Raw genomic sequence first — 13,386 nt, forward strand, 5'->3', positions numbered from 1 at the left:
TATTACATTTATGCCACCTGTTTCATTAACATTATCACACGTCCATCTGCATTTCTTTGCGTTTATTTACTTTAACCCTGTCTAAAAGCCGATCCTCTGCCGCCGATAAACGCCATGAACCGTTTATATCGCGTGATGGAGAAATATCGTTGAGTATGAAAGTGAATATAAAAAGGATGGCAATGACAGTAAGGTTGTTTTCATTTATAACCCTTGGCGCGTTAATCGTTATTTTTCTCGCCAGTTCCGCCTCTAACCTGTGGTCGTTAACACGCAGTAATCAGGGGTGATGCTGCCAACTTACTGATTTAGTGTATGATGGTGTTTTTGAGGTGCTCCAGTGGCTTCTGTTTCTATCAGCTGTCCCTCCTGTTCAGCTACTGACGGGGTGGTGCGTAACGGCAAAAGCACCGCCGGACATCAGCGCTATCTCTGCTCTCACTGCCGTAAAACATGGCAACTGCAGTTCACTTACACCGCTTCTCAACCCGGTACGCACCAGAAAATCATTGATATGGCCATGAATGGCGTTGGATGCCGGGCAACCGCCCGCATTATGGGCGTTGGCCTCAACACGATTTTCCGCCATTTAAAAAACTCAGGCCGCAGTCGGTAACCTCGCGCATACAGCCGGGCAGTGACGTCATCGTCTGCGCGGAAATGGACGAACAGTGGGGATACGTCGGGGCTAAATCGCGCCAGCGCTGGCTGTTTTACGCGTATGACAGGCTCCGGAAGACGGTTGTTGCGCACGTATTCGGTGAACGCACTATGGCGACGCTGGGGCGTCTTATGAGCCTGCTGTCACCCTTTGACGTGGTGATATGGATGACGGATGGCTGGCCGCTGTATGAATCCCGCCTGAAGGGAAAGCTGCACGTAATCAGCAAGCGATATACGCAGCGAATTGAGCGGCATAACCTGAATCTGAGGCAGCACCTGGCACGGCTGGGACGGAAGTCGCTGTCGTTCTCAAAATCGGTGGAGCTGCATGACAAAGTCATCGGGCATTATCTGAACATAAAACACTATCAATAAGTTGGAGTCATTACCTAATCAGGCGCTGGATGATGTGAATAAAGAAATCCGCGTCGTGCTTTCCGTGGTAGACCCGATTAACCATAGCCGGACCGTTCGCGTGCGCCTGATGGAAGCGATGATTAATCAGTCATTAGGCAAAACCTCACAGGCGGAAACCTCACTGGAGGGCGCGAATGAATTCCTACAGCACGCGGTGGAAACTTTTGATTCCTATATGGCTTCGCCTCGTACGCCGGGAGAAGAGGAAATTTTAGCGCCCTATCGACAGACCTGGCAGAATTATCTCGACAATGGTTTACGGCCCATGATCGAGGCCGCAACCAATAATGACGTAGAGCGCTTTAACCAGCTTGCAAGCTTTACCGTACCGGCGCTGGATTATCAGTTCGAAAATGAATTGCTGAAACTCCTCTCTTTCCGGGAAGATTATGCGCATAACCTTAATCTGGATGCGCAGGAACAATTTAAATATAGCCTTACGTTGCTGGGTGGGTTTACGATTATTTTCATTCTGATTCTGCTTGCGGTATTTATTCTTATCCAGCGTCGCATCCTTAAACCACTGGATATCGCGCACGCCCAGTGCAAGAAAATCGCTGAAGGTGATTTACAGAATCCGATTATTTCGCATTCCGGTGATGAAATTGGCAGGATGCTTACCGCGCTTGAACAAATGCGCCAGTCCCTGCGCAATATTATTATTCAGGTCCGCGATTCCAGCGACAGCGTGGCGCATGCCGCTGATGAAATCGCCGCCGGGAATATCGATCTCTCCGCCCGCACTGAAGAGCAGGCGGCGTCTCTTGGCGAAACCGCGGCCAGCATGGAGCAGTTGACCTCCACCGTGAAGCATACGTCTGACAATACGCATAATGCAGACCTGCTGGCGGGTTCAATGCGTGAATCGGCGCAGGAGGGCAATCAGATTATGGAAGAAGCCGTGGAATCCATGATGGAGCTTGAATCGAGCGCCAGACGTATCGACTCCATTACCGGCATCATCGAAGGCATCGCCTTCCAGACCAATATTCTGGCGCTCAACGCCGCCGTTGAAGCGGCACGCGCGGGCGAACAGGGCCGCGGATTCGCGGTAGTGGCAAGCGAGGTGCGCAACCTGGCGCAGCGCTCTTCCGCGGCCGCCAAAGAGATTAAAGAGCTGATTGAACAGTCCGGCACGCATATTACCTCCGGCAGCGAGAAAGTCAGCCGCGCGGGCGAAAGCATGAAGGCAATCATCAATTCTGTTAATCAGGTGTCGGTGCTTATGTCCGAGCTGGCGTTGTCCACCGGCGAACAGAGCCGCGGCATTGAACAAATTAACCTTGCGGTCAACCAGATGGACGCGGTCACGCAGCAGAACGCGGCGCTCGTGGAAGAAGCCTCTTCCGCCGCAATGTCGCTGAAAGAGCAGTCTCACCTGCTCAAGCAAACCGTCGATATCTTTAAAGTTAGCTGACAAAAAAATAGGGTTTAGGTCTCAGGGAACACGACGCCATCAGGCAGTCTCATTCATGTGTTCCTGAATAAAGCGCCGGGCGACAGGATGCGCCCGGCGCTTTATTCACTACGCCGCGCCGCGCTCGGTTTCAGGACTGCATAAGACGCATCTCATCCCACTGGCACTATTTTCATGTTAAAAAAGAGATTATTTACGGGCATATGCTTCAGGAAAAACGCATGTCTGCCGACGATCTCTCCCAAATGGGCGGTGCCCGCGTGACGCTCACGGCGGATAAAACAGGCCGCGCGGTAATTGAAAAATGCCCGGTGGGAGCCGTTGAATACGCTTTCTATCAGGATGCGGCACAAGAACTTACTGATGCCGGTATCCTGACCCCAACGTTGTTCGCTGCCGATGCTGAGCGGCGCAAGCTGACGCTTGAGTATATACCGCACGCCATTGACCAGGACGACGTGGCGGACGACCGTATTCTTGCGATACTGGCGCGCCTGCACGGTTATCCGGCTCATCCCGGCTGGCATTATCACCCTCATGGCTGGTCAGGTGCTGCGCTTGAAAACGCGCTCAGCCTCCTGGCACTCCCTGTACAAGCCGCCAGGCAGTTACGCACTTTTCACCGCCACAGCGCTGTGCTGTTTGATAAACCCGGCCTGATTTCCGGCGACAGCAATGCGGGCAACTGGGGCAGAAGAGAAAATGGTGAACCGGTGCTGTTCGACTGGGAAAGATTCGGGCGTGGAAGCCCGGCGATTGACCTCGCACCGCTGATTAAAGGCATGGGCACGGCGCAGGTATTTGTGCAGATGGCCGGGCGTTACTGCCGCTTCTCATCTCATTACCCGGTGAGTGAACTCGCGCGCGAAATCGCCATCGCTAAAGCCTGGATTGTTACCGAGGTGGTCATACTGCTCCATGAGCGACAAAAAGCGTCGCTCCCCTTATATCTCAACTGGTACCGGCAAAATTTGCCCGACTGGCTGAATAAGTCGGTCAGGCTGCTGTAAAAAATACGCTGTTATAAATAGTCAAACCACGGCTTAAAGGCCGTCATCGCGAATAAAATAAAAATGCAGGTTAATTAGTGGAGCGGGCTAAAAGTTGCAGACGCCCTGCTGCTGGATCTTTCATTTCTGGGCGCGCGGTATTGTAAAATTCATCATCAGGCGCCTCCAGTTGTAATATCGCCGCCCCCCCAAATTAAGGGGGGCGTTCCGGCATGGAATATTTTCATCTTATTAATAGTTCGCGTAAGGTTCGTCATTCCGCCGTTATCCCTGCGTCAGTAAATACGCAGGGATTCTTTTAAAGAACAGGAGTTCGCCATGCTAAAACGCTGCTCATCCCTTATTGTATTTTCAATGCTGGCCGCCCCGCTTGCACAGGCCGACACTCTTCGCGCGGTGGATGTGACCACCTTTGATGTCGCCGGTGTCAAAACGGGGATGGATTACGACCAGGCCGTGAAAGCGATCACGGAACATTTCCATGTGCCAGCCTCCGCGCTGAACGTCGATAAATTCCCGATGATGAATGCCGTCACCGGTAATAAGCAGCCACAGTATGTCGGCTATGAGAAAGATGGCGTGGAGCTTTCGGTTCACTTTGAAGGCCGCGTACCGGTAGATCCGGCGCACCCTCTCGCGGTATCCATGATTACCTATAAACTGCCGTGGTCAACGGATAATAAAACGGCCATGGAAAAGGCAGCCCTGGAAAAATATGGGCCTCAGTCTAACGGCACTTACACCACGCCCATGGTGTGGTGTAAGAATCCAGGGAAAATGGCGAGCGATGCCTGTAGCAATGACAGGAATCAGGCCACGCTGGAACTGTCGAATACCTCGCTCGAACTCTCCGACCCTTCCTGGAGCCAGGCGCGCATCACGTTTATGGAGAGCAAACAGACCCGCACGCCTGGGTTCTGAAACCGCTTAACGCGTAACCATGAACACAAAGGGCTGACGCTTCAGCCCTTTTTGCTTTCAGGCGCTCGCTCCGCTTTGTCTGGCCTTACACCACGGTTTTCAAGGCTCGTACGGCCTGGAGGCGCATACTCAGCGCACTTTTGACATATCCGTATTATTCATCTTATTTCGCCGCGTCCTTCGCATTAATAAAAGCATCCTCAAGAAAACGAAGCGCATTTCGCAGCGCCTGATCGGCTTGCGGCAGGTTACCCGCCAGAAGATGCCAGACATGAAACATCCCGGGCCAGACTTCGAGCGTGGTGCGCACGCGCGCCTCCCCCAGATTTGAAGCAAGCGTTAAGGCACCACTCAGCATGACCTCGTTCTCTCCGATCTGGATGAGGATCGGCGCAAGCCCGTGAACATTCGCGTAAACCGGGGAAGCATCAGGATGGGTGGGGAGCTCGCCTGCGAGAAAGCATCGTGCCAGTGCATTGAGAAAATCGACGCGACAGAGCGGATCAATCCCGTCACGCGTGGTTGCTGATGAACCGCGATGGGTAAGATCGGCCCAGGGTGAGATGGCCACCCCGCCTGCCGGCAGCGGAAGCCCCGCGTCACGCGCCTTGCGCATTATCGTCACCACCATCGCGCCTCCAGCTGAATCGCCCACCAGTACGAGGTTTTCAGGCGGGATGCCGCTATCAAGCAAGGCGCAATACGCGCGAAAGGCATCGTCAATGGGCGTCGGAAAGGGAAATTCAGGCGCCTGGCGGTAGTCCGGCGTATAAACCCGCGCGTGCAGCGCCGCAGCGATGCGGCCCGTAAGCCCTCGGTAGGCGGTAACGCCGCCATGGACATAACCGCCGCCGTGAAGGTAAAGCACCACGCGGTTCTCTGTCTGTTTCTGCGGCTCACTGAGCATCGCCGGTATGTTGCCTAACGTAACGGTGCGGTAAGACACCTCTTTAATAGCAGGAAAAATTTTTTCAAGTCCCTGCATATAGTGAGCGCGCACCTCAGGCCAGCCCGCTTCTGACTGGCCATACAGTTTCTCTACCACGGGACCGGCGACATGGTTCCATTTATCCAGGATCTCCTGGGCATTGTTCGGGAGCATCATTGAAACCTCTGTTGTTTAATTTCTACAATGGGATTGTATTTACTCTATTGATGAAAAAGGCTCCCCAATGACAGGCAGAAAAATCGCTTCGGGAAACGCAACCGGGACCGGGCTGGACATTCATACGCTGCGTATCTTTGTTGCGGTGGCGGAAGCCGGGAGTTTCGTGGCGGGCGGTAAGGCAATGGGCCTAACGCGTTCTGCGGCGGGTAAAGCGCTGGCACGTTTAGAAGCCTACCTGGAGACACGGCTTTTTCAGCGGACCACCCGCAGTTTGTCTCTCACGGCGGAGGGCCACGCGTTTTATCATCGCTGCTGTCAGATTCTGGAAGATTTAGCAGACGCCGAATCCAGCATCCGCCAGAACCCGCCGCTGGCAAAAGGCATCCTCCGACTGACCGTCTCAGAAGGTTACGGCAAAATGATCGTGCTGCCGTTTATCCGTGAATTTTTACACCGTTCGCCAGACGTAAGTATTGAGGTTAGCTTTAGCGATCGGGTCGTGGATCTTGTCGAAGAAGGTTTCGATCTTGCGCTTCGTGTCGGCAGCGGCGTCACGAGTTACCAATACATTACGCAGGTGATAGACCGGACAAGGCCACTACTTCTGGCGTCGCCGGATTATCTGCGTCAGTGTGGAGAGCCTGTATCGCTTGAGGAACTGAAAAACCATCGCCGCCTGGTTTATGGGCTGGGAGCGGCATCCACGGCATGGACTCTGGTTGATGCGCAGCAGGAGCAAATCACGCTGAACGGCCGCCATCACGTCAGGTTTGACAGTGGCGATGCCATTCGCACAGCCGCGCTAATGGGGCTGGGTATTGGTTTTCTACCGTCGTTCATGGTGCAAAACGATATCCAGCAAGGCCGACTTATTCACGTGCTGCCCGAAGCACAGGGCGAAGACGTTGCCATCCATGCCATTTACCCTAACCGAAGACATCTTCCTGTTCGGGTACGGGCTTTTATTGATGGTCTTAAACATTTTCTGAGTAATACATAACCCCCCTCTGTTGCCTGGCAACGGTAATGTTAAGACCGGGCATACCGCTGACAAAGTTTGCGGCTCAGGCTGGTTGAGGGAAAAGACAATTTGCCGCCCGCTATTCTTGCCGTAGCGCCACATTCACTGTTGCGCGGGTTTATCCTTTTCCGGGTGGAAAGGATAACAAACGCACGCCAGCTTATGTCCATCAGGGTCACGAAGATAGGCCACGTAAAAATCCGGCCCATACATCTCTCTGATGCCGGGCTTTCCTTCATCACTTCCGCCATGACGCAGACCTGCCGCATGGAATTCTCTCACCGCTTCCGCGCTGCTGGCTTTGAAGGAAAACATGGTGCCATTTCCCGCCGTTGCCGGTTTCTTGTTAAACGGCGGGCAAATGCAAAAACTGAATCCCTCACCTAATGGCTCTCCCCACGTCGCCCAGCCTTCGGTCCATGAGGGGATCCGTGGGACTCCCAGTACGTCAAAGATGGCATCATAAAACGCCGTCATACGATCCAGGTGGTTTGTCCCTATCGTTGTGTACATCAGCATGTTGCACCTCCGGTAACGGTTTTCAGACAGCGGTAAGAATCAGGCAAACTTTCGGCAAGCTATCATTCTACTTTGAAGCGGCTCGCCTCAGCGGCAAAAACCTGGCGTCGTTTATGCCATCGTTGCAAGACGAATAGCCTTTCTGAAGCGTCCTTTAAACGTAAGCTGCCAGACCCCAGGCATATGTCATGACGGTAGACGGGTGTGAGACGTTTTTAAAGGGAACAGATGAATGCGCGGGCTTACTTACTGGAGCGTTACGCTATTGCTGAGCAAGCGCAGTGGAAGGTGACATACTCCGTCAAGAAGATATGGCAGGCCTTACGCCTGCCTGTGAATTACTTCTCGGTGTATTGAAATTTACTCACTACACCGTTGTTATTGAATTCCAACAGCAGAAACTGATCTCTGTCCCTGAATATGGGGATAAAGAAATAGAGACGGCGATCCACGACTTTTGAGGCATAAATCCAGTGGCTGGCGGTTTTAAACTCTTTTGGAATAGCAGGTGTACCAAGTAAAAGCAGGACATCTTTTTTAGTGGATTTACCCACGACGATACTCTTACGGATGTCTTTCTCGGAATAATTAGCTAAATCGGAGGCACGTGTTCTATCCACATTGGCAGCACAGCCAGTCAGCACGATTGTAGTGATTATCAGCAAAAGAAAATATTTCACTTTCACTCTACGTCATCCTCGTAATAAATGCCCATATCAGCGTCGTATTTTATTTCTTTAGCATAAATGACGCAGTAACCTGTTTTATCTCCATAGCTGTAACGAATCTCATATAATGCCTTTTTCTTTGGCGTGATATTCAGAACAACCGAGCATCCCCCGTATAAAGAGTGATGGATCGTTGTTTCACGATCCGGAAGCAGGTACGTTTCGAAATAAGTATCGCTATAATCTTTATTCTTCAGTTTGGGGAATCCCAGATCCCGGGTATTTCCAAGAAGGATATTGACGTAAGCGCTATGCTCCTGAACCCAGCCTCCGGTTGTTTTACCCTCGCTATCTGTCTGATACAGGGCATAGCTCATAGGCGCGCCCATCAAGCGAATTCTCGCAACATCGGATGTATTCGCCGGGGGAACATACAGGGCAGGTTTAGGAAATAAATTACTACAGCCAGCTAATAGTAACGTTGTAGAGAGTACCGCAGCTTTAATAGTGCCTGTACCAATAACAGAATAATTCATGATAGTAAAATCCTTATTACGCTACATTAAATTGTGTGTTTTATGAACAGCGGGCGGGGGGCCGTATAATTAATATTTAACGGCAGCACTCTCTTTTTCTTTAGAAGAAATACACGCGATTATTCGATCATGCTAAATGAGGAAATTTTGAGGAAGCATTTGCAGACATAAAAAAACGGGAACCAACCGGCTCCCGTTCTTACCTAACCCAGAATCTGGATTACATATTCGCGATAATAGCGTCGCCAAACTCTGAGCATTTCAGCAGCTTAGCGCCTTCCATCAGGCGTTCGAAGTCATAGGTCACGGTCTTGTTGTTGATAGCGCCTTCCATACCTTTAACGATAAGGTCAGCGGCTTCGAACCATCCCATATGACGCAGCAGTAGTTCTTAGGAAACTGTATTGCTCATTGATATAAAAAGATATTCTTTAAAAAATTTAACTTTAGCTCACCCTTTCATCGATATCTTAACGCACTGATTTCTCGTAACCTCTTCTGTGTTTTGATAACCGTTTTTCGGCTCTTTCCAGACGTAGCAAGGATTTTTAACATGACTAAAGGAGAAACCAAAAACAGATTTAGGGACCTATAACTCCAATGGGATGGGCGGCATGAAAACAACCCAGCATAAGGTATTCTTTTCAAGGCATATATGCGTCAGCAACCAGACTTTGCTTCTTTCACATACGGCCGCGCCAGCATGCACTAAGTGGTTCAAGGTTGGTTTGACGAATGGGAGGGATTCTTTCATCAATCACTTCAGGCTTGGCAAGAGAGCGGCAAATGCCTTAACTCGCCGAAATATACAACATATAGTGTTTTTTTTCATGCTCTTGCACTAGTATGAAAGCTGATGTAGATTATCTACACACGTTGAGCTTGATTAATTCTACATTTTTTGTTGATTTTGATTTCATGTAGTTGTATAAAGTACTCAGGATATGTAGGAGGCGCAACATGGTAACTAGCTTTGGTAAAACTCTCAGAAAACTGAGGATAGACCGGGGTATGGTACTTAAAAACATGGCAGACCTGCTGGGAGTAAGCTCAGCATACTTATCTGCCATTGAATTAGGTAAACGGGCTATCCCGGACACTTTAGTAAACACAGTAGAAGCTGTTTTCGGGCTAACTGGGGAAGATGCTCAGGAACTTAAACGACAGGCTGCAATTTCTCAGCCGACCATTAAGGTCGATATGTCCGATGCAGAGGATCAGAACAAAGAGTTAATGCTTGTATTTGCTCGAAAGTTTAAAGATCTGAGTCCTGAACAGCTTGATAAACTTAACAAAATGCTGAAGGACTAGACAATGACCGTAATGAAACGAGAACTTGGCCATCGAGTTTCACCTTTAAGTCACGACAAAATCAAGTCGTATGCACACCGGCTTAGGGAAGCTCTGCAAGTTTCAAATCAAGAATACTTGAGACTTGAAGTGCTTCTTGAGGCCTTAATGGCATCCGAAACTATCGATCTTGAAATCGTCGAGGATCAAGAACTTCCGAAACGATATGCAGTGACCTATCCGGATCGGAATAAAATTGTTCTTCAGCAATCTGTCTACGACGCCCTATGTGATGGTGATAACCACGCACGCTTTACAGTGGCACACGAACTTGGTCATTTAGTCATGCATCGTAATCAAGTTGCATACGCAAGGAGCAAGGTGCCTGGTGGGCATAAAATCTATGAGGACAGTGAATGGCAGGCGGATGTATTTGCTAGCCATTTCTTAATAGATGATAAGCTTGTCAAGCAAGGGATGACGCCAGACGAAATTAGTTTTACCTTCGGCGTTAGCTTGCAAGCCGCTGAAACATGGTTCAGAAAAAATGGAAAAAGATAACGAAAAAGCCAGCGTACTGCTGTCGCTGGCTTCTCCTATCGTAAGTGAATACGAAAACTTGGCGGTTATGAGTATACGCTTACCTTAGGTTTTGTCAACAGCAAAACTAAGAGGTAGTCAATCATGGGTATTACCAATACGAACGAAGAGTACATCACCATCTATCGCCCTTTCATTACTGTTAAGGGTAAAAGGATTTTTGCACATCAGAAAGGCCTTTCCGCTTTCCCGATCAAAATCCCCGTCTCTAAGTATCGTGGTTAAGACCGAAGTAACTAAAGCCTTGGGTTACACCAAGGCTTTTCTCTTTGTCCTGACTTATAGTTGATTTCTCCCAGTTGCGTATCACAAATCGGCACATAACGCAGCTTGGTAGCGCACTGTCATGGGGTGTCAGGGGTCGGAGGTTCAAATCCTCTCGTGCCGACCAAAAAATCCCAAGAAAACCAACCCGTTGCGGTTGGTTTTTTTATGCCTGCAATTTGGCTATGGTAAAATGATGGCAAAATGATGGTAAAAACCCTGTCATTTCGCCCTCCAAACGACGCGCGTGAGACCCACGGCTTAGAAGTTCCTATAACTACCTTTTAACACAATAACTTACCGCGTCATACCTGCGCTCACACGTCCCATGACGCTAAAACATGCAAAGCTGTGCAAACCGGTGCAAAGCCTTGCGTGTCTCACTTCTGTCCCACCTGTAGCTAAGCGCAAGACGAATCGACACCTTCCGAGGTGTTGAGTTGTTTTGCGCTAATTTTTTGCCCCATGCATGCCACATAGATTGCTTTCAAGGCGCTATGGGCCATGAGATATCAGGAGCGGAAGTCGTGTCTATACGACTTAATAACACTCTGAATTTTTTCAAGGCTAAAAGTCTTGTTGTCTCATCTTCTGTTGCCATGTCAAGATCAACAGCATCCTGAAGGAGTGATATCTCGTTGCTTGCTTCATTCATCAGCATCGTTTTCCTTTCTACTGCCTCTTTCTGCTGAATATCTTTGAGTGCTTTATCGTCGGGTAGCCACTTTTCTCCATCCCAAAACTCCCATGCCCGAGGAGGACCAGACAAAGTAAACCCATCAGGAATGTCTCCAGGCTCATTAATAATCATGGTCTTGCTTTTGTCAGTAGAATAGGCCGTCTTGCCCCGATAATCTGAGGTAATCATCCATGAAGATCCATTCGCATTTCTGATTATCGCCTTGCCCTCTTGCAGAGGCGGCGGCGCGTCAAGGTATGCGCCAGCAGGAAGTCCCGTTCCTCTACTAATCATGACTTCGGAAGTGCCTATGTACTCCCCGCTGATGTCTGCAATATAAACTTTTTGGATGAAATCTTGTTCAGCAAAACCATCTGAATTGAATACCATTACGAAGCCCTCACTATCATATTCCAGACTATGTTTCTCATTCTGACTTCTGCTGAGTTTCCACGACCATAAGAAGGACTTGATTTTGATGCATCAATGGTTGCAGTCACGCTACGAAGGAAAGTTGTGTCACTCGTTATTGTGTACGCAGCTGCAACGCCTCCTGCGCACGTTATCGCGCCTGTGCCAAATCCTCTGGAATCAACCGATGGCGCAAAAGACCCTACAATATTAGGAGCTGCGTCCAGTTGTTCCGAAAGCATTGCCCTCCCCTGATCTACTCCCCTGCCATCATCAAATCCCCTGACTACGTTAGCACGCATATCGGGAAGAACGCCTGTCGTATAAATAGAAGCTAATTTTGGGTATAGCGTTTTATCGAATGATGCCCCATTCAACCTGAGGTATTTAATTCCAAGAGTTGAGTTGTCAGGAAGATTTAAAGAAGGCCACACTAACATCGACCCCACAGGTGAAAGAGCGTCAACCATATCTTTAATGCTATTCAATGATGGGCCAGTCCATGAGCTACCGTCTGATAGAGTGACAGTAATATTACCTGCGCCTGAAAACATTTGCTGCCAGTTTGTTTTGTCCAGGTTAAGTCCACGTAAGGCTTCGGCGGTCTGTGAGGCAAGTGACGCGGTAATTAAACTCTGTGCTTCCTGAGGAACGGCAAACCAGGCGACTCCACTTTGAGTTGGCCCCGTGTAATTACTGACAAGCGTCAGCTGAGTATTGCTTGTAATTGTTTTAACAGGCAGGGTGTAAGGAGTCCCACCAATTTTAACAACAATGAAGTCTCCCGCCTTCAGTTCCGTTGTGAATGACGTTCCTGTGCCTGAAACGGCAGCAGATTTATTTGTAAGCGTAAGAGTGCCTGCCGACATGGTATTCTCCTGAAAAAACCGCCATAGCGATGCTGCTTAATACATGCTTTCAAGCAGTAAGATATTTGTAGAGCTGACAATATCGAACATCACCGGATATTCACTTGTCCAGAAAGTAGCGACGTAGCCACGGCCGATCCGCACCGCGTTTCCGCTTCTGACGATCCCGCAATATTTCGCGTAACACCAGCCGCCCTGAATATCAGACTTCGCGCCATAGCGACCCAGCATAATGAAACGGTTGCCAATGTCCGTTGACGTTTTCGATGCACGGAAATACGCATTGCTGTATAAAAAAGGGCGGCGCGTTGTAGAGAATGTGCACTGACCCGCTGCATTAAAAAAGTTAAGGCCGGGTCCCGCAACGGGTGCCGCACCCGCCGCAAATATCACGATGTCCATGGTGACTGTAGCGTTCACATTTGCGCCGTTACGCTCCAGTGTGGCGATGACTCTGGTGCCATCATATTCAACCGTCACACCATCGGCGCTCCATTTACCAAACACCAGATATGTTCCACGAGTAAAGCCGGTATTCGGCGGTGTCCACGAGCCGGTAAAGGTGACTCGCCCGCGCCATGCGCATTGACCCACAATGCTGCCATTCGTAATAGTTGTAAAATCAGTACTGTCAGAGATAAATAACCCGGTACGCCCGGACTGAGAGGCTGGCATTATCTGCCACATCGTTCCGGGCCAGAGGATGTCGTTGTAGCCTTTGACGCTGTACCATGATGATATAATCATGCTGCCGCCATTCTGAGTGGCTCCGCTAAGGCAACCTACGGTCGGAACAAGACTGGTTCCGCCGTCATAAATTCTGGCAGTTTCGTACGGGGCATAAACCAGGGTCGCGCCAGCCACATAACCCGGCGCGTTATATATATTCCCAGATCCGCCAACTATCCCGCACCAGGAGGGACAACGAAGTCCCGCTGTGATTTCCATCACCGGACCGCCGTCGTTTAAGTCAATCAGTAATCCACTGGGCAT

At 49.8% G+C, this 13,386-nt stretch carries 14 protein-coding genes, 1 tRNA gene and 1 pseudogene; 8 read left to right on the forward strand and 8 right to left on the reverse strand.

The features are described 5' to 3' along the window. Window positions 1-340: 340 nt before the first annotated feature. From CSK29544_RS17110 to CSK29544_RS17125, 4 genes are all read left to right on the forward strand, one after another. A protein-coding gene (locus tag CSK29544_RS17110) for an IS1-like element IS1B family transposase (RefSeq protein ID WP_095033700.1) occupies window positions 341-1,038 on the forward strand; the annotation gives its coding sequence in 2 pieces (ribosomal slippage) (window positions 341-590 and window positions 590-1,038; 699 coding nt in all). Further along, window positions 1,031-2,497, forward strand: coding sequence for a methyl-accepting chemotaxis protein (locus CSK29544_RS17115; RefSeq protein WP_085959011.1), 1,467 nt, complete (start codon window positions 1,031-1,033; stop codon window positions 2,495-2,497). The genes CSK29544_RS17110 and CSK29544_RS17115 overlap by 8 nt, the downstream gene beginning before the upstream one ends. A gap of 203 nt (window positions 2,498-2,700) precedes the next feature. Then, window positions 2,701-3,507 carry a phosphotransferase family protein gene (locus CSK29544_RS17120; protein ID WP_007900322.1) on the forward strand — a complete coding sequence of 269 codons (807 nt, stop codon included), beginning with the start codon at window positions 2,701-2,703 and terminating at the stop codon, window positions 3,505-3,507. A 318-nt stretch (window positions 3,508-3,825) separates the two neighbouring features. After that, complete coding sequence (locus CSK29544_RS17125) at window positions 3,826-4,428, forward strand: hypothetical protein (protein ID WP_007900325.1); 603 nt, start codon at window positions 3,826-3,828, stop codon at window positions 4,426-4,428. A 163-nt stretch (window positions 4,429-4,591) separates the two neighbouring features. Here CSK29544_RS17125 and CSK29544_RS17130 read toward each other — a convergent pair whose 3' ends face one another. Beyond that, a complete protein-coding gene (locus CSK29544_RS17130; protein WP_029039687.1) occupies window positions 4,592-5,530 on the reverse strand; it encodes an alpha/beta hydrolase in 939 nt (312 codons plus the stop codon). A gap of 70 nt (window positions 5,531-5,600) precedes the next feature. Here CSK29544_RS17130 and CSK29544_RS17135 point away from each other — a divergent pair, with 70 nt between their 5' ends. After that, on the forward strand, window positions 5,601-6,536 hold the full coding sequence (locus tag CSK29544_RS17135; protein WP_007900330.1) for a LysR family transcriptional regulator: 936 nt from the start codon (window positions 5,601-5,603) through the stop codon (window positions 6,534-6,536). 123 nt (window positions 6,537-6,659) lie between these two features. On the opposite strand, the gene CSK29544_RS17140 is transcribed toward CSK29544_RS17135, so the two are convergent. From CSK29544_RS17140 to CSK29544_RS23235, 4 genes and pseudogenes are all read right to left on the reverse strand, one after another. Beyond that, the gene (locus tag CSK29544_RS17140; RefSeq protein WP_029039688.1) at window positions 6,660-7,076 is read right to left on the reverse strand and encodes a VOC family protein; all 417 of its coding nucleotides are present in this window, start codon (window positions 7,074-7,076) and stop codon (window positions 6,660-6,662) included. A 338-nt stretch (window positions 7,077-7,414) separates the two neighbouring features. Then, window positions 7,415-7,762 carry an outer membrane protein assembly factor BamE domain-containing protein gene (bamE, locus tag CSK29544_RS17145; protein ID WP_007900334.1) on the reverse strand — a complete coding sequence of 116 codons (348 nt, stop codon included), beginning with the start codon at window positions 7,760-7,762 and terminating at the stop codon, window positions 7,415-7,417. Beyond that, window positions 7,759-8,280, reverse strand: a complete 522-nt coding sequence (locus CSK29544_RS17150) for a hypothetical protein (protein ID WP_225805783.1) — start codon at window positions 8,278-8,280, stop codon at window positions 7,759-7,761. The genes bamE and CSK29544_RS17150 overlap by 4 nt, the downstream gene beginning before the upstream one ends. A 220-nt stretch (window positions 8,281-8,500) precedes the next feature. Next, window positions 8,501-8,671 (reverse strand): annotated as a pseudogene (locus tag CSK29544_RS23235) (isocitrate/isopropylmalate family dehydrogenase); the annotation flags it as partial. A gap of 569 nt (window positions 8,672-9,240) precedes the next feature. Between CSK29544_RS23235 and CSK29544_RS17155 the strand changes: the two are divergent. From CSK29544_RS17155 to CSK29544_RS17165, 3 genes are all read left to right on the forward strand, one after another. Beyond that, the gene (locus tag CSK29544_RS17155) at window positions 9,241-9,591 is read left to right on the forward strand and encodes a helix-turn-helix transcriptional regulator (RefSeq protein WP_024558003.1); all 351 of its coding nucleotides are present in this window, start codon (window positions 9,241-9,243) and stop codon (window positions 9,589-9,591) included. Between the two features lie 3 nt (window positions 9,592-9,594). Next, window positions 9,595-10,131 (forward strand): ImmA/IrrE family metallo-endopeptidase, encoded by a 537-nt coding sequence (locus CSK29544_RS17160; protein ID WP_029039689.1) that lies wholly within the window; start codon window positions 9,595-9,597, stop codon window positions 10,129-10,131. 353 nt (window positions 10,132-10,484) lie between these two features. Further along, window positions 10,485-10,561 (forward strand) — tRNA-Pro (locus tag CSK29544_RS17165). Window positions 10,562-10,921: 360 nt separating this feature from the next. Here CSK29544_RS17165 and CSK29544_RS17170 read toward each other — a convergent pair. From CSK29544_RS17170 to CSK29544_RS17180, 3 genes are read right to left on the reverse strand one after another with little or no spacing between them, the layout of a single operon-like run. Then, window positions 10,922-11,503: a tail fiber assembly protein gene (locus CSK29544_RS17170; RefSeq protein WP_046623083.1), complete on the reverse strand. Its 582-nt coding sequence runs from the start codon at window positions 11,501-11,503 to the stop codon at window positions 10,922-10,924. Next, complete coding sequence (locus tag CSK29544_RS25180; protein WP_129088559.1) at window positions 11,503-12,393, reverse strand: tail fiber protein; 891 nt, start codon at window positions 12,391-12,393, stop codon at window positions 11,503-11,505. The genes CSK29544_RS17170 and CSK29544_RS25180 overlap by 1 nt, the downstream gene beginning before the upstream one ends. A gap of 36 nt (window positions 12,394-12,429) precedes the next feature. Then, a complete protein-coding gene (locus tag CSK29544_RS17180) occupies window positions 12,430-13,386 on the reverse strand; it encodes a DUF6453 family protein (protein WP_007898651.1) in 957 nt (318 codons plus the stop codon).

Source organism: Cronobacter sakazakii (assembly GCF_000982825.1).
Taxonomy (GTDB): Bacteria; Pseudomonadota; Gammaproteobacteria; order Enterobacterales; family Enterobacteriaceae; genus Cronobacter; species Cronobacter sakazakii.

Coding starts and splice junctions, on each gene's coding strand:
- CSK29544_RS17120 (WP_007900322.1), top strand. CDS start 2,701: ATGCTTCAGGAAAAACGCATGTCTGCCGACGATCTCTCCCAAATGGGC.
- CSK29544_RS17125 (WP_007900325.1), top strand. CDS start 3,826: ATGCTAAAACGCTGCTCATCCCTTATTGTATTTTCAATGCTGGCCGCC.
- CSK29544_RS17130 (WP_029039687.1), bottom strand. CDS start 5,530: ATGCTCCCGAACAATGCCCAGGAGATCCTGGATAAATGGAACCATGTC.
- CSK29544_RS17135 (WP_007900330.1), top strand. CDS start 5,601: ATGACAGGCAGAAAAATCGCTTCGGGAAACGCAACCGGGACCGGGCTG.
- CSK29544_RS17140 (WP_029039688.1), bottom strand. CDS start 7,076: ATGCTGATGTACACAACGATAGGGACAAACCACCTGGATCGTATGACG.
- CSK29544_RS17150 (WP_225805783.1), bottom strand. CDS start 8,280: ATGAATTATTCTGTTATTGGTACAGGCACTATTAAAGCTGCGGTACTC.
- CSK29544_RS17155 (WP_024558003.1), top strand. CDS start 9,241: ATGGTAACTAGCTTTGGTAAAACTCTCAGAAAACTGAGGATAGACCGG.
- CSK29544_RS17160 (WP_029039689.1), top strand. CDS start 9,595: ATGACCGTAATGAAACGAGAACTTGGCCATCGAGTTTCACCTTTAAGT.
- CSK29544_RS17170 (WP_046623083.1), bottom strand. CDS start 11,503: ATGGTATTCAATTCAGATGGTTTTGCTGAACAAGATTTCATCCAAAAA.
- CSK29544_RS25180 (WP_129088559.1), bottom strand. CDS start 12,393: ATGTCGGCAGGCACTCTTACGCTTACAAATAAATCTGCTGCCGTTTCA.
- CSK29544_RS17180 (WP_007898651.1), bottom strand. CDS start 13,386: ATGCCCAGTGGATTACTGATTGACTTAAACGACGGCGGTCCGGTGATG.